Origin of the sequence: Pseudomonas fluorescens, assembly GCF_001307155.1 — a bacterium.
Lineage (GTDB): Bacteria > Pseudomonadota > Gammaproteobacteria > Pseudomonadales > Pseudomonadaceae > Aquipseudomonas > Aquipseudomonas helvetica.
In genome coordinates this window covers 3,513,986-3,534,679 of the sequence record NZ_CP012830.1, presented here as the reverse complement: position 1 = coordinate 3,534,679, position 20,694 = coordinate 3,513,986, and the positions used below count along the sequence as shown (strand labels likewise).

Sequence of the window (20,694 nt, the reverse complement as noted above, 5' to 3'; positions counted from 1 at the left end):
TGAAGTGCCGATGGAGCGCGAGCCCCGACAGCATCGCTTATTTCCACCAGTACTCGACCTGCAATCCGACGTTCGCACCATGCAGTGCCGTGCCGAATGCGCCGGTATCGGATAACGCCGAACCTTGCGCCAGTTCATTCGCTGCCCGCTTGGCCGCCTCGTTCCAGCTGGCATAGGTGTAGTACAAACGCACCTCGGGACGTTCCCAGAACCCAGGGCCTTTTGGCGACCAGGTCGGGGCAAAGGTGAACTTGCTCAACTTGCGCGTACCGCCAGGAGCCTCGACCTGATCGTGTCCCAGCTCAGTCACCAGTTTGAATTGATCGGTGATCGCATACGCTGGACGAACGCCCAGGGAAATCCAGTTCTGGCCGTTACCGTCCGGGCGAATGTCCTTTTGATAGACCGCTTCGACCTGACCACCAAAACGCGGCGTCAGTTGCCAGTCGAAGAACTCCACCAGGCGGTAGCTCTTGTTGCGGTCATCCAGTCCCACATCGCCGGTATAGCCCAACCCGGTGCCGGGGCCTTCGCCGTATTGCAGCGCCAGTTTGTTCTTGCCGCCGAAAAAGTCTTTTTGCACATGTTGAGCGGTGATCGCCCAGCCTGCGTGCGCGTCGCGACGGTCGGGTTTGTCGATGTAGCTCAGGCCAAACTCCAGCTCGCCGCCGGGGTTGGTATCAAAGCCTGAGACGTTGAAGTCGTGTCGAGTAACGTAGTCCTTCTGGTACAGGTTGTCCTTGCGCGAAAACGCGTAGCTGTATTTCAGGTCGCCGATCTTCACGTCCTCGATACCGCCGCCGGTGGCGCTCTGGTTCCAGTAGTAGAAGTCGGAAATGTGGATGTCGTTTCGTTTGTAGTAGCGCCGACCGGCCCACAGCGAACCGCCATTGAGGCTAGGTAAATTCGACCATTGCGCATACATCTGCGGCATTCGTACCGAGCCGTTATCACCCTGGAACGTCAGGTTGCGGTCGTACTGGTTGTACAGCGAAGCCATGCCGTCGACGCTGAGCACCGAGCCGTCATCGAGGGTCAGCAGGTTCTGACGCAATTCCAGCTCCGCGTACTGTTCGCACTCGTTACCCAGACGGTACTTCGACTCAGCGCCGGGCAGTTTGAAGCACGATTGCGAGCCGCCATTGACCGTGCTCCCGACGCCGCTGCGCAGGTAGCCGGCGAACTCCAGAGCGTGGGCCGAGAACGGCAATACCAGGCACACGCACGATGCTGCAAGGCTACGATTTATTGTTGTTTTCAAGAGCCACCCCTTTATTTTTATTGTGCTCATCGGGCAAAACCTGCGCGCAAAAAGCCCCCGCGCAGTGCCCTGCGAGTTGTTTGAAAAGCCTGTTGTTTAGTGGTCGGTCAGGTGCAGAACGAATGACTCGTATGGCCGCAGGAACAGCTGCTGCTTGCGCACCTCAGAGTCCGGGTAGTTGCTGATCACCAAGCGTTGCAACATGCAGTCGGTGATCACCCGTTCCGGCAGCTCGACTTCACACGCCGTGCCATAGAAGTTGTTCACCACCAACAGCCGCTCGCCTTCTCCTTCACGCAGGTACACCCAAACCTGTTTGTGCGTGGGCAAGAGCTGGCGATACACGCCGTCCTGGATCAGCGGTTCGCTGCGGCGCAAGGCAATCAGCTGGCGATAGTGGTGCAGCACCGAAGTCGTGTCGTCGAGCTGGTTTTCGACGTTGATCTGCATGGCGTTGGCCGGCACGCCGATCCACGGCTCGCTGCTGCTGAAACCGGCATTGGGTAACGCGCTCCACTGCATGGGAGTGCGACTGTTGTCGCGGGACTTCTGCATGATCGCGGCCATGCTCGAGGCCTCGGACTCGCCCGCCTCGCGCTTGAGGCGATAGATGTTCAGGGTTTCGACATCCCGGTACTGCTCGATGCGCTCGAAGCCCGGGTTGGTCATGCCCAACTCTTCACCCTGATAGATGAACGGCGTGCCCTGCAGAAAGTGCAGCGCAGTGCCGAGCATCTTCGCCGAGACCACGCGGTGTTCGCCGTCATCGCCGAAACGCGACACCACACGCGGCTGATCGTGGTTACACCAGAACAGCGCATTCCAGCCGCCACCAGCCTGCATCCCGGTCTGCCAGTCGGAAAGGATGCGCTTGAGTTCGAGGAAGTCGAAATCGGCGCGCACCCATTTCTGCATATTGGGGTAATCGACTTTCAGGTGATGGAAGTTGAAAGTCATCGACAGCTCTTTCGAGTCCGGTCGCGAATAGCGGATGCAGTGCTCAAGGCTGGTGGAAGACATCTCGCCGACGTTGATCAGGTCATGTCCTTCGAAGACTTCGCGGTGCATTTCCTGCAAGTATTCATGCACGTTCGGGCCGTCGGTGTAGAAGCGTCGGCCGTCGGTGTGGTCTTCGGGGAAGTCCGCCGGCTTGGAGATCAGGTTGATCACATCCAGACGGAAACCGCCCACGCCTTTGTCACGCCAGAAGCGCATCAGCTTGAAGACTTCAGCACGCACCTGCGGGTTGTCCCAGTTCAGGTCGGCCTGGGTGTGGTCGAACAGGTGCAAAAAGTACTGCCCGGTTTGCGCCTCGTATTCCCAGGCCGAACCGCCGAACTTGGACTCCCAGTTGTTCGGCTGGTCGCGCCAGATGTAGAAGTCACGGTACGGGTTATCGAGGCTGCTGCGCGCTTGCTGAAACCAGCTGTGCTCGATGGAGGTGTGGTTGACCACGATATCGAGCATCAGTTTGATCCCGCGCTTGCCGGCCTCGGCAATCAGCAACTCGCAGTCGGCCATGGTCCCGTAGCTCGGGTCGATGGCGTAGTAGTCGCTGATGTCGTAGCCGTTGTCGCGTTGCGGCGAGCGCAGGAACGGGGTGATCCACAGGCAGTCGACACCCAGCCATTGCAGGTAATCGAGCTTGGCCACCACCCCGAGCAAATCGCCCGTGGGGTTGCCGGCGTGGCTGTGAAAACTCTTCGGGTAGATCTGGTAGATCACCGAACGCTGCCAGTCTTGCATGGCGGATTCCTTCAATGAATTTATGCGCTGAGCATTGTTCTTTTGTGGCGAGGGAGCTTGCTCCCGCTGGGCCGCGAAGCGGCCCCAAAAACGTGTAAATGCATTTAGCCAAGCACACCGCATCCGCCGGTTTTACGACTGCTTCGCAGCCGAACGGGAGCAAGCTCCCTCGCCACAGGTGTGCTCAGCCTGTTAAGCCACTCGATATCCCGCTCGAACGATTTTCATGCTCATGCCACAGGTCAACACGAACGGCACGACCATGGCGATGACCATCCCGACAATGAACATCGGAATGAACTGCGGGATGATCGAGATGAAACCGGGCAAGCCACCGACACCAATCGCCGAGGCCTGAACCTTGTTCAGCGACAGGAACATGCAGCCCAGCGCCGAGCCGCTCAGTGCGGCGTAGAACGGAAACTTGTAGCGCAGGTTGACGCCGAACATCGCCGGTTCGGTGATGCCGAAATAGGCGGAAATCGCCGAGGTCGAGGCCATGCTTTTATCCCGCGCACTGCGGGTCATATAGAACACCCCGAGTGCCGCGCTGCCTTGTGCAAGGTTGGACATGACGATCATCGGCCAGATGAACGTACCGCCCTGGGTCGAGATCAGCTGCAGGTCCACCGCGAGGAACATGTGGTGCATGCCGGTGATCACCAACGGTGCATAGAGCAGACCGAAAATAGCCCCGCCAACCATCGGCGCCAGGTCGAACAAGGTCACCACGCCTTCGGTGATCAGAATCCCCAGGTGCCGGGTCACCGGACCGATCACGGCCAGCGCCAACACCCCGGTCACGACGATGGTGGTAATCGGCACCACCAACAGTTGAATGGCGTTCGGCACGCGTGCCCGCAGCCATTTTTCAATGACGCTCATGACGTAGGCGGCCATCAGGATCGGCAGGATCTGGCCCTGATAACCGACCTTCTCGATCTTGAACCAGCCAAAAATATCGAAGTACGGCAGGCTCTGCCCATCCAGCCCGGCCACCGCCTTGCCGTAGTTCCAGGCGTTCAGCAGGTCCGGGTGAACCAGCATCAGGCCGAGCACGATGCCAAGGATTTCACTGCCGCCAAAACGCTTGGCCGCCGACCAGCCGACCAGCGCCGGGAGGAACACGAACGAGGTGTTGGCCATCAGATTGATCAGGCTCCAGACACCGTCCAGCGTCGGGTAGGCCTCAAGCAGGGTCTTGCCGGCAATGAACATGCCTTTGGCGCCGATCAGGTTGTTCACGCCCATCAACAGGCCGGCAATGATCAGCGCCGGCAGAATCGGCATGAACACATCGGAGAACACCCGCACCAGACGCTGCATGGCATTGGTCTTGTCGGCGCCCTTTTGTTTCACATCGGCGATGGTCGACGCGGCAAGGCCGGTCTGTTGGCGTAGCGCGGCATAGACCTTCTCGACCTCGCCGGGACCGATGACCACCTGGAACAGGCCACCGGTGAAAAACGAACCTTTGACCAGGTCGATCTGGTTCAGCGTCGCACTGTCGACCCGCTGCGGGTCTTTGAGGGCCAGGCGCAAACGCGTAACGCAATGCGCGGCCTGTTCGAGGTTGTCAGCACCACCGAGGCTATGAAGCAGCTCGCTGGCGATAGTCGGGTAATCGTGGCTCATGCTTTTTCATCCACTGTGTTTTTTTGTTGTTGGCAGCATGCCGAAGCGAAAAGTACTCGTCTGTACGAGTTATTGCAATAACTCGTACAGACGAGTTTCGATTTGTTTACTCACAAGCCGACCAGCGGCCCTATTTCCCACAGGTGAGGATTTCAACGCTAAATGGACAAACCCCACCTCTGCCCTTAAGGTTCCTGCCTTGAGCACAACGCAGCCACTACCATGAGCAAATACAACCAGATCTACAGCGATCTGCTTGCCAGCATCACCACCGAACGTCTGGAACGCGGCGCGCGGTTACCTTCCGAAACCGAATTGATGGACAGCTACCAGGCCAGTCGCGGCACCGTGCGCAAGGCTATCGAACTGCTTCAGGAACGCGGCTTCGCCCAGAAAATCCACGGTAAAGGCACCTTCGTACTGTCGACCAACCCGATCGAATTCCAGCTCGGCGGCATCGTCAGTTTTCAGGAGACCTACCCAAGGCTGGGCAACGACGTCAGCACCGAGGTCGTGGAGTTCGAGCAGATTCCCCTGCAAGGCGCCTTGCTCGAACACCTGAAAGCCGAAGAAGGCAGCCTGATCACGCGGATCAAGCGCGTACGGCGAATCGATGGCAAAAGGGTCATCCTCGACATCAACCACTTCGTCGCCGAGCTCATTCCGGGGCTGAACCGCGAGATCGCCGAGCACTCGATCTACGCCTTCATCGAGCAGACCCTGCAACTGCAAATCGCCTACGCCCAACGCACCATTGAAGCGATGCCGCGGAGCAAGGATGACCAGCAGCACCTGGACCTCGACGGCCAGAGCCATGTGATCGTGGTCAGCAACCAGACCTTTTTGCAGGACGGCCGGCAGTTCGAGTACACCGAATCACGGCATACCCTGGACAAGTTCTACTTTTCGGACGTGGCGCGGCGCTGACTCGGCGCCTGCAGCGAAGTTCGAAGACACTCTTTTCCTACAGGGTTCGTCGATCAAGACCAAAACCCGATAGCTCCCGCTCCTACAGATTCAAACGGGTCTGGTTGTCATAGTTCCTCGTCTCTTACCCCCATTTCTCAAGGAGCGAGAAGTGCACACGCCTGAATCGATTTCCCCGTCCCTCCTCCCGAACCCAGCCGACGAACGATCTCTAAAAGCACTGGTAGTGCCCTTTACCGAGGCCTGCCCCGACATGCATGCGATGGCCCACGAAGTAGCAAAGGGCATACTCGACAAACACGGAATCACAGGCATCGACCCGGACAAGGTCTGGTGGCACCGTTTCGATAACGTATCGGTCAGCAGCCCCAAGGCTTTTCTGGGCTGGGAGCGTTATCCGAAACCCAGTGAGTCGTTGACCTTGCCGCAACTGGTGGTCCAGCGATTCCGCCTCAGCGATCAGGAAGACCCTGGCATGCCGGACGGCGACGGCGGCTTCTATAACGAAGGTCCACATGCCTCCATTTTCAACGAAACCAACGAAGTGCGGATGTACCCCAGGGACGTCCTGAAGGACTTCTGGGCCCTCAACTTCAGTCAGTCCTACCGAGAAAAAATGGAGCGTTTCTGGCCCCTCCATTCGGACGACTTTCGTACCCTGGCCAAACTCAATTTCCTGGTGCAGGCACTCGACGAACACGATAGGGCTCGGCTGAACAACGAAAACCTCAAGACCGTGATCAAAGCCGTGGCCAGCAATGTCTCCTGGCCGGTCAGCCTCGACATGCTGCAAACGCAGGCACGCCCTGTGGACGGGTTACGCGTGTGTGCCCTGGATATCGGGGGTTATCAGGCCACCGACATCCTCTGCATCACCGACCGCAACGGCGTGAACATTCTTTACACACCGGGTGAAACCCAAACATTTCACCTCTTCACCACCCTGCTCGATTTCCATTGGTGGCTACTGCTGCAAAACAACTTTGCGGAAAACCGGGCGCGATTCATGAGCCATTTCCCGTTGTCCGCCCAACAGCAGGACAACGGCAAAATCGGTCTGAACGCCACGATCGACCTGCTCTACACCACATGGGGCGCCTACGACCATCACCTGATCAATCAAAACGCCGAGCCGATCACCGGCGATGTTTTCAGCTGGTTGCGAGACTCGGTGAAGGCTCGCATGTACAGCGATGCGGACCTGTCCCTGCATTCCAACGGACAACTGCGAAAAAAGCTCTGGATTGGCTATCTGAACGCGTTTGTTCACCTCTTCGGCTCAATGGCCGGTCTTGGCTGGCCGGTGGCACTGGCTGCCGTTGGCGCCGGCATTGCCGATATGGGGTTGAACATTGATCAGGCGATCAACGGCAGTACCAAGGCCGAGCGCAAGGCGGGAGTCGTTGGCGCCATCTCCAGCGGTATCGAAACCCTGTTCAACCTGCCTTTCCTGCGTGGAGCAACGGAGCTTGCCGAAGTAGGTGAAGCCAGCGAAACCTTCAGTCCACAGGAAAGCGTCACCGAACCTGTCGATGAAGCACCAACCACCCCTTCAGGCATACCCCCCATTGCCCGATTCGCCCCCGGCCCGGCCTACGCGGAGCAAGGCGCGGAGCTGCTCTCATCCTTCGAAACCAATGAAGTGCTGGATGGCTTGTCGCCCATCAGCGAGGAAGGCAAGTTCGCCGGTATCTATCAGCCGCCAAGCGGCGGCAACTATGTGCTGATCAACGACAGCTATTACCTTGTACGCTACGTCGAGGCATTGAAAACCTGGGTCATCATTGACCCGGCCAACCCCTACTCGTTTTATCGCAGCCTGCCCGTTCGCCTGGATGCGGCTGGAGAATGGCAACCCATCAACCGTCCGGGTCTGTTCGGCGGTGGCAAATTCGATGGGTTATGGCCGTGGGGCCGTGATAGCACGCCGCTGCCGGACATCGACAGCCCGCCCAGCGCATACGATATGCCACAAGCCTCGCGCGCACAGCTCAAAGACCTCGCCCGAGGGGGCGGAAGCAAATACGACCTCAAAGACTACACCGCCAGCCTGCCCAAGCCTGACGGCAGTAATCCCGTTGCCGACTTCAAGGCTATGCGGCAAACCCTGTACCGGGACGCTACGGCTTTCTTCGAATCAAACACTCTGCCAGCCAGGCCCGAGATTCCTTCCCTGCCAGCCCACCTGCCCAACAAGGAAATCATCAAGAAACTGTATCGCCTGATATCGGGGCTGGTGGTCGGTGAGAGCCATTCAAGCGTTGCCAGCAAACAGTTCCTGATCGAAAACATGGAGGTGCTGAGCAAGCAAAAGGTCAAGACGCTCTACATGGAGCATTTGCTGAGCGACTTCCATCAGGCCGACCTGGACATCTTCAACCGGACGGGCACTTGTCCGAAGATCTCGAGAGCTACCTGAAAGCTCAGGATCGAGGGCACGGCACCGACCCCAGTGGTCAATTCACGTTTCTGGAAGTGGTCAAGGCCGCCCGCAAAAGCCATATCCGGATCCAGGCCATCGATTGCATGGCCAGCTACAGGAGCACGGGGATGACCGGTGTCGAAAGTAACTTTCGCCAGCGGATGATGAATTTTTTTGCCCATGAGGTGATCAGCGCCGATCAGGCTGCCCGAGGTGCTCATCGCTGGGTTGCATTGATGGGAGACAGTCACGCCAGCACATGGGCAGGCGTGCCGGGTGTCAGCGAACTGGAGGGGGGCATCAGTTTGCGCATAGAAAGCACCGATGCCGGTACGGCGAGGGGCATCGAATTGGACCCGGGGCGTATTCCAACCGATAACTTCGGCCGGCCGCTGGCCAGCGTCAAAGGTGATCTGCGCCTGCAACTGGATACACCGCCCAGTGTTGCGCTGGCCGAAAATCTGGAAAAAGGTCTGCGCAATACAGGTGATTACACAGTGATGAATATCGATAAACGGGCCACGCTCATTCATCGCAGCAGCGACGGCTCTATCGTTCGCACACTGATACAGCGCGACCATGGCTCGTTCTACGTTGAGCGACCCAAATGGCCGTCCATCAGTGGTCGACGCTACCCCAGCATTGCGGAGTTCTCGGCGGCATTAAGGCTCATTGGGCTCAAACAGGTCCAGGTGGCGGGCACCTGATACGCAAAAGGCCCCGTGAACTCGCGTTCACGGGGCCTTTCAGGTGTTACGGACGATCAGTTGAAACCGGGATCACTCCCACTCGATCCTTCTGGCGAAGTAGCTTGTTACCGTTGAGGTATGCAGCAACCTGACAACCAGAGACAACCTCCCGTAGAATGCCTTCGTGGCTATGGAACACCTTCCTTCTAAACCTCCTATGACCTAGGGGTTCCGCTCTCCACACCGCGCCTGCTTCTTGCAGGCGTTTTTATATCGGTTGTAGACACAATGCTGCAGCTCGTTCACGACGGCGGCCAAGGGAGAAAATCAAGGATGAATCAGGAGCTGTTCCTGCGTCGCCGTACCAAAGTTCACGTCCCGATGGGCACTGGCGGTGCCACGCGCGCTCAGGTCGCGTCGGCTGTCCGGGAAGTTGCGGCATTCCGATGCGTTCTGTCCGAGCCCCTGATTGAGCAAATCGGCATGCTGTCGGCGGCAGAACTCACGCACTGGCTGCGCGAAGTTGTCGGAGTGCTTCGACGGCAGACTGGCGCTCATGTTCACCACAAGCCGTTTTATCCTAACTTTCCAGAGCAAGTTCTGACGGCTTCAGAGGCGGAGTTGTACCTTAACGCCGTCATGCACTACCTCACGCATTGGCGTTTACCACCGACTGAACACGCTCGACCTGCGATGCTTGAAGGCAACTTCATATCCCGCGTTATCGAACCGGGAAGCGTCTCTGAGTTCGAGTCACTGCTCGAGCCGCTGGTTTCATCGCGCACCTCGCTCTCCGAAGAAGAAAATGCCGATGTCATCTGGTTTGTCCGAGAGTACAAACGCGATGTGTTCCGTCTGCTGCCTGAGGCCATCCCGTTCCGGGAGATCCGCGCGCAGCTTGGCGGTGCACTGATCCTTCATGTAGCTGGCGATGCACGGGTGGACGCATTCCTGGAGCGAAACTTCGAAACGGCGACTGACGTGCTACGACTGGCGATTGCACTGAATGGAGGAGACGTGTCACTGACGACAGCTTCGACACGTTTCAAAGCGATGAAGCGCTCGACGCGCCGTCTGCTGTTGCGCCTACTCGACCACATACCCAACGCTGTTGAAGACGTGATGCGCCATGCTGAGCGCTGGAAACGTCTGGCTGAAGCACTGCATCCAGGCGACTATGCCGATAAGTACCCACGAGCGCTAGCCGCCATCACGGCCGCGCGTCGCAACGAAGCGCCGGCCTCATTTGGTTCACGTGTCGAAACACTGCTTGCCCAGCGTCACATCGCCACGCTTACGCCCCTACTACAAAGCCGTCCTGGTGAGTTCGCACGACGACTGGACGTGACCCTGCGCCGCGCGACCGAAGCAGACTCTGTACTCGACGCGTTCGAGGCTGTTGCGACACAAGTGTCCTCACCTGTTCTGCTGCAGGTGCTGGCCCAAGTACGCGCTCCGCGCCCCCTGCCCCTGCGGGCCTTCACACCGAAAGGTTCATTCGCCAAAATCTATGGCATCAAGGATCGACGCGGACCGCTCACACCCGACGTGTTGGCTCGTGCAGCCCGAATCTGCGAAGACGCTCTCGTAAAGCGTTTTGCGTCACTGCCACCGCTAGGCCGCTGTTTCATCGATCCAGCATTACGCGAATACCGGGTTCCGCTGGCGCAGCGTTCCTCATCGAAATCGCTACGTACGCTGGTGCGGGGCAGTCGGTTGCCTATACCTGACACGCGTTTTATTCGCCTGTTCCTGTGGTGGAAAAACGGTCGTGAACGCACTGACATTGACTTGTCCGCCGCATTTTTCGACGCCAACTTCGTGTTCACACAAACGGTCGCGTACTACAACCTGAAAGGTTTCGGCGGCTACCATAGCGGCGACATCGTCGACGCGCCCGACGGGGCTTCGGAGTTCATCGACCTCGACATGGATGTCCTCGTCGAGAAGGGTATCCGCTATGTCGTCACGTCTATCAACTCATTCACCGAGCAGTCGTACTGCGACCTTCCAGAATGCTTCGCTGGCTGGATGGCCCGCGCCGACACGGCGTCGGGTGAGATATTCGAGCCGCGATCCGTGTTCGACCGTATCGATATCGCATCCGACACACAGGTCTGTCTGCCATTTGTGATGGACTTGCAGGAGCGACGAGTGATCTGGGCCGATCTGGGGCTGACTTCATCTCCCCGGTGGAACAATGTCAGGAACAACCTCAGTGGAATATCGTTGATGCTGCGGGCTTTGGTACATACACCTCGGCCTGATTTGGAGACTCTGTTCGATTTACATGTTCGAGCACGGGGGGAACGAGTGGCTTCGCCGCAGCAGGCACAGGCGGTGTTTGCACCTGATCAAGGGATAACGCCGTTCGATACGGATCTGATTCGATCACAGTTTCTCTAATACCTACGCCAGCCTTTGCCGTTCATTGAAAGCGACAGCTCTTGCTTCGGAGCTTTCCCCCCAAAAACAAAAATGCCAGTCAGCATAACTGACTGGCATTGGCTAAAAACCCTCCAGCGCCCCTCCGAATCTAACGTCGAACTCTAGAGGGTGCCGGCTTTGTGGGTCGCCTCATTATTCCCACTCAATCGTCGCTGGCGGCTTGCTCGACACGTCATAAGTAACGCGGGAGATGCCTTCGATTTCATTGATGATCCGGCCGCTGACGGTTTCCAGCAGCTCGTAAGGCAGGTGTGCCCAACGTGCGGTCATGAAGTCGATGGTTTCTACCGCACGCAGGGCGACAACCCAGGCGTAACGACGGCCGTCGCCCACCACGCCTACCGATTTCACCGGCTGGAACACCACGAATGCCTGGCTGACTTTGTGGTACCAGTCGGCCTTGCGCAGTTCTTCGATGAAGATGTGGTCGGCGCGACGCAGCAGGTCGGCGTATTCCTTCTTCACTTCACCGAGAATTCGCACGCCCAGGCCCGGGCCCGGGAACGGGTGACGGTAGACCATGTCGTACGGCAGGCCCAGCTCCAGGCCCAGACGACGGACTTCGTCCTTGAACAGCTCGCGCAGCGGTTCAACCAGCTTGAGGTTCATTTCTTCCGGCAGGCCGCCCACGTTGTGGTGCGACTTGATCACGTGCGCCTTGCCGCTTTTCGCGCCAGCCGACTCGATCACGTCCGGGTAGATGGTGCCTTGGGCGAGGTACTTGATGTTGTCCAGTTTGTTGGACTGGGCATCGAACACGTCGATGAAGGTACGGCCGATGATCTTGCGTTTCTTCTCTGGGTCGCTTTCGCCAGCCAGGTTGTTCAGGAACTGGTCTTCGGCGTTGGCGCGGATCACCTTGACGCCCATGTTTTCGGCGAACATGGCCATCACTTGCTCGCCTTCGTGCAGACGCAGCAGGCCGTTGTCGACGAAGACGCAGGTCAGTTGGTCGCCGATGGCTTTGTGCAGCAGCGCGGCAACTACCGAGGAGTCAACGCCGCCGGACAGGCCGAGCAGTACGTTGTCGGTGCCGACCTGAGCGCGGACCTGAGCGATGGCGTCTTCAGCAATCTTCGAAGGCGTCCACAGGGCTTCGCAGCCGCAGATGTCGAGGATGAAGCGCGAGAGGATGCGACCGCCCTGCTTGGTGTGGGTCACTTCCGGGTGGAACTGCACGCCGTAGTAGCCGCGAGCATCGTCGAACATGCCGGCAATCGGGCAGCTCGGGGTACTGGCCAGGATGTGGAAGTCCTGCGGCATCTTGGTGACCTTGTCACCGTGGCTCATCCATACGTCGAGGCCGAACAGGCCATCAGCGTCGATGTGGTCTTCGATGCCATCCAGCAGGCGGCTCTTGCCGACCACGTCGACACGGGCGTAACCGAACTCACGCAGTTCGGAACCTTCAACCTTGCCACCCAGCTGTTCAGCCATGGTCTGCATGCCGTAGCAGATCCCGAAGACCGGGACGCCCAGGTCAAATACGGCTTGCGGGCAGCGCGGACTGTCAGCTACGTGCACGGACTCGGGGCCGCCGGCGAGAATGACGCCTTTTGGAGCGAATTCGCGAATCGCGTCTTCATCCATGTCGAACGGGTGCAGTTCGCAGTAAACACCGATTTCACGCACGCGACGGGCGATCAGTTGGGTGTACTGGGAACCGAAGTCGAGGATCAGGATGCGGTGAGCGTGAATGTCGAGGGCCATGATTCAGTCTCGTCTAAGTAATTCAAAAACAGTCGTGATTCAGAAACAACTCGGGGCTGAATAGAACAGCCCCGGTTGCTTAACGATTTGCTTGAAGGCTCAACCTACGCGGTAGTTTGGCGCTTCTTTGGTGATCTGTACGTCGTGGACGTGCGACTCGGCCATGCCAGCGCCGGTGATGCGCACGAACTCTGGCTTGGTGCGCATCTCTTCGATGTCGGCGCTACCGGTGTAACCCATCGAGGACCGCAGGCCGCCCATCAGTTGATGGATGATGGCGCTCAGGGTGCCCTTGTACGGAACACGCCCTTCGATGCCTTCCGGAACCAGTTTCTCGGCGCCTGCCGAGGAGTCCTGGAAGTAACGATCCGAAGAGCCTTGAGCCTGGGACATGGCGCCCAGCGAACCCATGCCACGGTAAGCCTTGTACGAACGGCCCTGGAACAGTTCGATCTCGCCTGGCGCTTCTTCAGTACCGGCGAACATCGAGCCCATCATCACGCAGGAAGCACCGGCAACGATGGCCTTGGACAGGTCACCGGAGAAACGGATACCGCCGTCGGCGATCAACGGAACGCCAGTGCCTTCAAGGGCAGCGGCGACGTTGGCGATGGCGCTGATTTGCGGCACGCCGACACCGGCAACGATACGGGTGGTGCAGATCGAGCCAGGGCCGATGCCGACCTTGACCGCGTCCGCGCCCGCTTCGGCCAGCGCCTTGGCAGCAGCGCCGGTGGCAATGTTGCCGCCGATCACCTGGACTTCAGGGAAATTCTGTTTGACCCAGCGAACACGGTCGATCACGCCTTTGGAGTGACCGTGTGCGGTGTCGACCACCACCACGTCAACGCCGGCAGACACCAGTGCCGCGACGCGATCGCCGGTGTCTTTACCGGTACCGACCGCAGCGCCTACGCGCAGACGACCCTGGTCGTCCTTGCTGGCCAGTGGGTAGGCCTTGGCTTTTTCGATGTCGTTGACGGTCATCATGCCTTTGAGGGCAAATTTATCGTCGACGATCAGCACGCGCTCGATACGGTGTTTGTGCAACAACTCGCGAACGTCGTTCTTGTTGGCGCCTTCCTTGACCGTGACCAGACGCTCTTTAGGCGTCATCACTTCACGGACAGTGGCGTCCAGACGGTTCTCGAAGCGCACGTCACGGGAAGTGACGATGCCGACCAGGTCGCCATCGTGCAGTACCGGAACACCGGAGATGTTGTGCATGCGGGTCAGTTCGAACAGCTCACGAACCGTGGCGTCAGCCTCGATGGTGATCGGGTCCTTGACCACGCCGGCCTCGTACCGCTTGACCTTGCGCACTTCGGCAGCTTGCTGCTCGATGGTCATGTTCTTGTGGATGATGCCGATGCCACCTTCCTGAGCCATGGCAATTGCCAGACGGGCTTCAGTGACGGTGTCCATGGCAGCGGAAACCAGTGGAATATTCAGCTCGATGCCACGGGTAAGGCGGGTTTTGAGACTGACTTCGTTAGGAAGCACCTCGGAATAACCGGGCACTAAAAGAATGTCGTCGAAGGTCAGAGCTTCTTGGCTGATACGCAGCATCGCGGGGGCTCCCGAGCGGGAAAATGGAAGCGCGCCATTATACTCAGACACCCCCGCCGGCTCAATGTAAAACTCAGCCTATTATCGGATGGGCTTATTTTGGCCTGACGCGGTCCCTGTAGCAGTTGCCGCAGGCGACGTTCGGCCGCGAAGCGGTCGCTACTCGATCACCCCGTTTTTCCTGTTGAATCGCGTTATGCGGATTTACGGCTGCTTCGCAACCGAACGTCGCCTGCGGCAACTGCTACAGGGACGGCGGCGCCTTACAGTTCCACTTTCACCCAACTCACCGGCAGGTCCAGCCATTCGGCGAACTCGTCGATGAAGCTCTGCTTGAACCCGGCCTCGGCCCAGTTATTGAAGATAAAGCCCAGATTCGAGAAGCCGCATTCCTGCAGGAACAGAAAACCGTTGATGTCGTCTTCATGCCCGCATTCCGGGCAGATGAAGTTGTCGGTGCGCCCCGGCATCCAGTCTTCCAGGCTTTCGAACAGCGCTTCGCCAATCTCCTTGCGGCATTCAGCACAACCGGCTTCTTCGAGAAAGCCCTTGGCCGGTGTATAGATGCAGCGCTTGGTGATGATTTCCAGCCCATTGATCGGCTCGCCAAACGGCAGCGCTTCGGGATGCAACACCACCGCCCGCGCACCCGGTGCGATGGCGTGGGCCATGCGATTGCCGGTACGACCGCACGTAGTGAGTTGTTCTTCAATGATGTTCTTGCGCACCAGCCACCGCACAATCGCCCGCGCCCGAGGTTCGTGCACCGGTAGTGTGGAGATTTTCGGGACGATAATGCTTTGCGAGTTCATGGGTGCAGCCCTGAAGCGTTCAATGAGAGATCGGCAGTAACCGGCCTGGCGTCATCGCGGGCAAGCCTTGCTCCTACAGGTTATGTGTCGATCACATTATTGTGGCCTGACATCAATCTGTAGGAGCAAGGCTCGCCCGCGATAGCGATATGAGGCGCGGCAGCTTAATCCCTGACGAAATCCGGTCAAGTACTGATATAGCGACCGATCAAGGCAATGCCACTGGCCAGCACCAGCCAGGTCACCAGCCGCACAAAGGCCTCGCGGGACAACTTCATGGTCAACCGTCGACCGGTCCACAGCCCCAGCGCCATTGCCGGCAACAAACATACCGCCAGTACCAACAAGGGTAGCTCGGCATAGACCCCGGCGATCGCGAACAGGCTCAAGCGCACCACCGTACTGCAACTGATCAACGCACTTTGCGTGGCGCGGGCCTCATCCTTGGGCAGGCGGCTGTTCAGATAAATTGCATATAAAAAGCCGCCACTGCCAAACAACGCCCCGAACATTCCGCCAACCGTGCCCATCGGGATCGCCCACGCGGCAGCCAATTGTGTCGGCCGGGCTGTCCCCCACAAGCTGTAAATCGCATACGCGCTGATAAACAACCCCATCAATAGCAGCAACAGGTTCGATTTGAGGTTCAGTAGGAAGATCACTCCCAACGTGCACCCCACCGCCATGCACGGCAGCAAGCGCAACAACTCGGGCCTGGCGACATCGCGCCGCGACGGCAGCAGATTGCCGAATGCCGCGATAAAATCCAGCAGCACCAGCAGCGGCACAATCTTCGACAATGGCATGAACAGAATCAGGATCGGCCCGGCCACCAGCGCCGTACCGAAACCGGCGACGCCGAAGACGATGTACGCCAGGCTGATGCCCAGCCCGATCACCAGCCAGTCCATGGCGCCGAAGGCCCATTGATTCAGTAATTCCAGCAACGCAACTTCCTTTTTATCACTGTGATGGTCTTAGCCTGCGCCCCCCTGTGGGAGCGAGCAGGCTCGCTGCCACAAAGGATCGCACAGCGTTCACTTCAGCCAGAAGGTAATCGGCCATGGAGATTGATCGTCGAATGCCTTTAAACTGCGCTCCATGATTAAAGATCCCTTTGCAAGACTCGGCCTGGACCGAGAAGTCCTGACGGTCAGCCAGCTCAACGGCCGCGCGCGGGTGTTGCTTGAAGACGTGTTCAGCAACATCTGGGTCGAAGGCGAAATCTCCAACCTCGCCCGCCCGGCGTCCGGCCACATCTATTTCACCCTAAAGGACAGTGGCGCCCAAGTGCGTTGCGCGCTGTTCCGGCAGAACGCTGCGCGGGTTCGCCAGGCGCTGAAGGATGGCCTGGCGGTCAAGGTCCGGGGCAAGGTTTCGCTGTTTGAGGGGCGTGGCGACTATCAGCTGATTCTCGACACCGTGGAGCCTGCCGGTGACGGTGCGCTGCGCCTGGCGTTCGATGCGCTGAAAGAAAAACTCAGCGCCGAAGGCCTGTTCAGTGCCGAACGCAAAGTGCCGCTGCCGGCACACCCGCAACGCATCGGCATCATCAGTTCGCCGACCGGCGCGGTGATTCGCGACATCATCAGCGTCTTCCGCCGCCGTGCACCGCAAGTGGTGCTGACCCTGATCCCCACCGCCGTGCAAGGCCGCGAAGCCACCGCGCAGATTGTCCGCGCACTGAAACTGGCTGACGCCCGCGGTTTCGATGCGCTGATTCTCGCGCGTGGCGGTGGCTCGCTGGAAGACCTCTGGTGCTTCAACGAAGAAGCCGTGGCCCGCGCGATAGATGCCTGCGTCACCCCGATTGTCAGCGCCGTCGGCCATGAAACCGATGTGTCGATCAGCGACTTCGTGGCCGACGTCCGTGCACCGACGCCTTCCGCCGCAGCCGAACTGCTGGCGCCGGATTCCAGCGACCTGGTGCGCCGGGTCGAAAGCCTGCATCGGCGTTTGGTGATGCGCATCCGCGACCGCTTGATGCGTGATCGCCTGCGCCTGGAAGGCATCTCGCGCCGCTTGCGCCATCCCGGCGAACGCCTGCGTCAGCAAGCGCAACGCCTGGACGACCTGGACATGCGCCTGCGCCGGGCTTTCGAGCGCAGCCTCAATACCCGTCGCGAGCGACTGATCCGCCTCGAAACCCGCCTCGCCGGGCAACATCCGGGACGCCAACTGGCGCTGCTGCGCCAGCGCCTCGACAGCCTCGCCGAGCGCCTGCCGCGCTCGATGCGCGAGGGTCTCAAGGCTCGTCGCCTGCAACTGCAAACCCAAATGCAAACCCTGCATGTGGTCAGCCCGTTGGCGACACTGGGCCGTGGTTACAGCATTTTGCTCGATGAACGCGGCAACGCGATCCGCAGCGCCGCGCAGACCCAAAACGGCCAACGCCTGAAAGCCATACTCGGCGAAGGCCAATTGCAGGTCCGGGTCGAAGACAACCACCTGACGCCCGTCACCCTTTCTTTACTGGATTGATCCATGCCGCGTTTTCTTGCACCGCTGTTGTTGCTTTGCCTGACCTTCAACGCCCACGCCGACAGCTACATCACGCGCCTGCTGAACAAACCAGTGCCCGGCGGTGTGGCGGTGGTCGACCTGGGCACTTCGGCTCAGGCGCCCAAGGCCAGCTATCAAGGCAAACCGGTGCTGGTGGTCAAGGAACAGAACAACTGGCTGGCGGTTGTCGGCGTGCCGCTGACCGTCAAACCCGGCAACCAGCAGCTCAGCAGCGGTGGCCGTAACCTGAACTTCATGGTCGGCAACAAGAAGTACCCGGAACAGCACATCACCCTGAAGAACCAGCGTCAGGTCAATCCGAACCCGGACGACCTGAAACGCATCGACGCCGAATTGGACGAACAGGTCCGCGCCTACCGCAGTTTCAGCCCGGTGACGCCGAGTAACCTGCTGCTGGACAAGCCGGTCAATGGTCCGCTGTCGAGCAAGTTCGGTGTGCGCCGGTTCTTCAATGGCGAAGAGCGCAATCCCCACGCGGGCCTGGACTTCGCGGTGCCGGCGGGTACGCCGATCAAGACCCCGGCGGCCGGCAAGGTGATCCTGATCGGCAACTACTTCTTTAACGGCAACACGGTATTCGTCGACCACGGCCAGGGCTTTATCAGCATGTTCTGCCACATGTCGAAAATCGACGTGAAAGTCGGCCAGCAACTGGCGCGCGGCGGCGTAGTCGGCAAAGTCGGCTCCACCGGGCGTGCGACCGGGCCGCACATGCACTGGAACGTCAGCCTGAACGACGCCCGCGTGGACCCGGCGATTTTCATCGGCGCATTCCAACCATAAGTCAGCGTAATCTCGCAGGAGCAAGGCTTGCCCGCGAATGCCGCGATGCGGTGTCACAGATACACCGCGTTATCGTTCATCGCGGGCAAGCCTTGCTCCCACAGGTATTGCGCACGACGAACGGTCCGCGCAATACCTATCAAACAATATTGTCCTTTCCAGAATAAAATCTCGCAAAAACATATTTTTCGAGTATTCCTCTCAAAGTTTTTCGACTGCTTGCCATCTTTCACCCTCGCGGTTAGGGTTGAAGACATGAAAACTTCTCACACCCTCATTCAGCTCCGCCAGCACCGCAGCCTGTGCCTCGTCAGCGCACGACTGCCGGGCTGAATCGCGGTGCCTCGTCCCACGTTTTATCCAACGTTTTTTTGATCCACCGGCAGGCCGCCTTTTTTCGGCCCACACAATAAGGATTTTCCGATGAGCATGCTCAAAGACCCGTCTTCGAAATACCGCGCCTTCCCGACAATCGACATTCCGGATCGCACCTGGCCGTCGAAGACCATCACTGCCGCGCCGATCTGGTGCAGCTCCGACTTGCGCGATGGCAACCAGTCGCTGATCGAGCCAATGGACGCGGTGAAAAAGCTGCGCTTCTGGAAAACCCTGGTCGCCGTCGGCGTGAAAGAAATCGAAGCCTCCTTCCCGGCCGCTTCGCAAACCGACTTCGACTTCGTGCGGACCCTGATCGAAGGCGGCCACATCCCGGACGACACCACTATCCAGGTGCTGACCCAGGGCCGTGAAGACCTGATCGAACGGACTTTCGAATCCCTTCGTGGCGCGAAAAAAGCCATCGTTCACCTCTACAACGCGACCTGCCCTTCCTTCCGCCGGATTGTCTTCAATCAGGACAAGGACGGGATCAAGGCCATCGCCGTGAACGCCGCCAAGCTGTTCGTCAAATATGCCGCCCAGCAGCCGGACACCGAGTGGACCTTCGAATACTCGCCAGAGACCTTCAGCGCCACTGAGCTGGAGTTCGCCAAGGAAGTTTGCGACGCGGTGATCGAGGTCTGGAACCCGACGCCTGAGCACAAGGTCATCCTCAACCTGCCGGCCACCGTCGAATGCGCTACACCGAACATCTACGCCGACCAGATCGAGTGGTTCGGCCGTCACATCAACCGTCGTGACAGCGTGATCATCAGCCTGCACACCCACAACGACCGTGGTACTGGCGTTGCGGCCACCGAGCTGGGCCTGATGGCGGGCGCCGACCGTGTCGAAGGCTGCCTGTTCGGCAACGGCGAGCGTACCGGTAACGTTGACCTGGTCACCGTGGCCTTGAACCTCTACACCCAGGGCGTTGACCCTGAGCTGGATTTCTCCGACATCGACGGCGTGCGCAAAGTCGTTGAAGAGTGCAACCAGATTCCGGTGCACCCGCGTCACCCGTACGTCGGCGACCTGGTTCACACCGCGTTCTCCGGCTCGCACCAGGACGCGATCCGCAAGGGCTTCGCTCAGCAGAAACCGGATGCCCTGTGGGAAGTGCCGTACTTGCCGATCGACCCGGCCGACATTGGCCGCAGCTACGAGGCAGTGATTCGCGTCAACAGCCAGTCCGGCAAGGGCGGTATCGCTTACCTGCTGGAACAGGAATACGGCATCAACTTGCCGCGCCGCATGCAGATCGAGTTCAGCCAGGTGGTACAACGCGAGACCGATCGCCTGGGCCTCGAGATGACAGCCCAGCAGATCCACGCGCTGCTGCACAGCGAGTACTTGCAGGCCAACACGCCGTACGCACTGGTCAGCCATCGCCTGCAGGAAGAGAACGGTCATAGCGCCGTCGAAGTTGAAGTCTCCAGCAAAGGCCAGGGCGAAACCAACCTGCACTGGCGCGGCAAGGGCAACGGCGCCCTGGAAGCACTGGTGGCCGGTCTGCCGATTCCGGTGGAGATCATGGACTACAACGAACACGCGATCGGCGCAGGCACCAACGCCAAGGCTGCGGCCTACATTGAACTGCGCGTGAACGGCGAGCGTGCAGTGCATGGCGTCGGCATCGATGAAAACATCACCACCGCCAGCTTCAAGGCCCTGTTCAGCGCGCTGAACCGCTCCCTGAGCCAGCCGGAAGCGAAAGCGGCGTAAACCCGCCAGCTGAAACGCAAAAGGCCCCGAGGTGAAAACCTCGGGGCCTTTTTTTATCTTCAGGTT

The 20,694-nt window shown here is 59.2% G+C and carries 14 protein-coding genes; 7 read left to right on the top strand and 7 right to left on the bottom strand.

Going from position 1 to position 20,694, the window contains the following annotated elements; genetic code table 11:
* Positions 1 to 37: 37 nt before the first annotated feature.
* From AO353_RS15990 to treP, 3 genes are all read right to left on the bottom strand, one after another.
* The gene (locus AO353_RS15990; RefSeq protein ID WP_054595824.1) at positions 38 to 1,261 is read right to left on the bottom strand and encodes a maltoporin; all 1,224 of its coding nucleotides are present in this window, start codon (positions 1,259 to 1,261) and stop codon (positions 38 to 40) included.
* A 96-nt stretch (positions 1,262 to 1,357) separates the two neighbouring features.
* Positions 1,358 to 3,007 (bottom strand): alpha,alpha-phosphotrehalase, encoded by a 1,650-nt coding sequence (treC, locus tag AO353_RS15985; RefSeq protein ID WP_054595823.1) that lies wholly within the window; start codon positions 3,005 to 3,007, stop codon positions 1,358 to 1,360.
* Positions 3,008 to 3,199: 192 nt separating this feature from the next.
* The gene (gene treP / locus AO353_RS15980; protein WP_054595822.1) at positions 3,200 to 4,642 is read right to left on the bottom strand and encodes a PTS system trehalose-specific EIIBC component; all 1,443 of its coding nucleotides are present in this window, start codon (positions 4,640 to 4,642) and stop codon (positions 3,200 to 3,202) included.
* Between the two features lie 222 nt (positions 4,643 to 4,864).
* On the opposite strand from treP, the gene treR reads away from it, so the two are divergent.
* From treR to AO353_RS15960, 4 genes are all read left to right on the top strand, one after another.
* Positions 4,865 to 5,569, top strand: coding sequence for a trehalose operon repressor (gene treR / locus AO353_RS15975; RefSeq protein WP_054595821.1), 705 nt, complete (start codon positions 4,865 to 4,867; stop codon positions 5,567 to 5,569).
* Between the two features lie 151 nt (positions 5,570 to 5,720).
* Positions 5,721 to 7,988, top strand: a complete 2,268-nt coding sequence (locus AO353_RS15970) for a dermonecrotic toxin domain-containing protein (RefSeq protein ID WP_237142897.1) — start codon at positions 5,721 to 5,723, stop codon at positions 7,986 to 7,988.
* Positions 7,961 to 8,698 carry a membrane-targeted effector domain-containing toxin gene (locus AO353_RS31565; RefSeq protein ID WP_054595819.1) on the top strand — a complete coding sequence of 246 codons (738 nt, stop codon included), beginning with the start codon at positions 7,961 to 7,963 and terminating at the stop codon, positions 8,696 to 8,698. Before AO353_RS15970 ends, AO353_RS31565 begins: the two co-directional genes overlap by 28 nt.
* 315 nt (positions 8,699 to 9,013) lie before the next feature.
* On the top strand, positions 9,014 to 11,086 hold the full coding sequence (locus AO353_RS15960; protein WP_054595818.1) for a TerD family protein: 2,073 nt from the start codon (positions 9,014 to 9,016) through the stop codon (positions 11,084 to 11,086).
* 174 nt (positions 11,087 to 11,260) lie between these two features.
* Here the strand turns inward: AO353_RS15960 and guaA are convergent, their stop codons facing one another.
* From guaA to AO353_RS15940, 4 genes are all read right to left on the bottom strand, one after another.
* Positions 11,261 to 12,838, bottom strand: coding sequence for a glutamine-hydrolyzing GMP synthase (gene guaA, locus AO353_RS15955; RefSeq protein WP_054595817.1), 1,578 nt, complete (start codon positions 12,836 to 12,838; stop codon positions 11,261 to 11,263).
* Positions 12,839 to 12,937: 99 nt separating this feature from the next.
* The gene (gene guaB, locus AO353_RS15950) at positions 12,938 to 14,407 is read right to left on the bottom strand and encodes an IMP dehydrogenase (RefSeq protein WP_054595816.1); all 1,470 of its coding nucleotides are present in this window, start codon (positions 14,405 to 14,407) and stop codon (positions 12,938 to 12,940) included.
* Between the two features lie 263 nt (positions 14,408 to 14,670).
* A complete protein-coding gene (locus AO353_RS15945) occupies positions 14,671 to 15,219 on the bottom strand; it encodes a hypothetical protein (protein ID WP_019693449.1) in 549 nt (182 codons plus the stop codon).
* Positions 15,220 to 15,404: 185 nt separating this feature from the next.
* The gene (locus tag AO353_RS15940; protein ID WP_054598248.1) at positions 15,405 to 16,130 is read right to left on the bottom strand and encodes a sulfite exporter TauE/SafE family protein; all 726 of its coding nucleotides are present in this window, start codon (positions 16,128 to 16,130) and stop codon (positions 15,405 to 15,407) included.
* 190 nt (positions 16,131 to 16,320) lie between these two features.
* Here AO353_RS15940 and xseA point away from each other — a divergent pair, with 190 nt between their 5' ends.
* The 3 genes from xseA to leuA all read left to right on the top strand — a co-directional run bounded on the left by xseA (position 16,321) and on the right by leuA (position 20,628).
* Positions 16,321 to 17,700: an exodeoxyribonuclease VII large subunit gene (xseA, locus tag AO353_RS15935; RefSeq protein ID WP_054595815.1), complete on the top strand. Its 1,380-nt coding sequence runs from the start codon at positions 16,321 to 16,323 to the stop codon at positions 17,698 to 17,700.
* A 3-nt stretch (positions 17,701 to 17,703) separates the two neighbouring features.
* Positions 17,704 to 18,525: a M23 family metallopeptidase gene (locus AO353_RS15930; RefSeq protein ID WP_054595814.1), complete on the top strand. Its 822-nt coding sequence runs from the start codon at positions 17,704 to 17,706 to the stop codon at positions 18,523 to 18,525.
* Positions 18,526 to 18,948: 423 nt separating this feature from the next.
* The gene (gene leuA, locus AO353_RS15925) at positions 18,949 to 20,628 is read left to right on the top strand and encodes a 2-isopropylmalate synthase (protein ID WP_054595813.1); all 1,680 of its coding nucleotides are present in this window, start codon (positions 18,949 to 18,951) and stop codon (positions 20,626 to 20,628) included.
* The last annotated feature ends 66 nt before the right edge of the window (positions 20,629 to 20,694 follow it).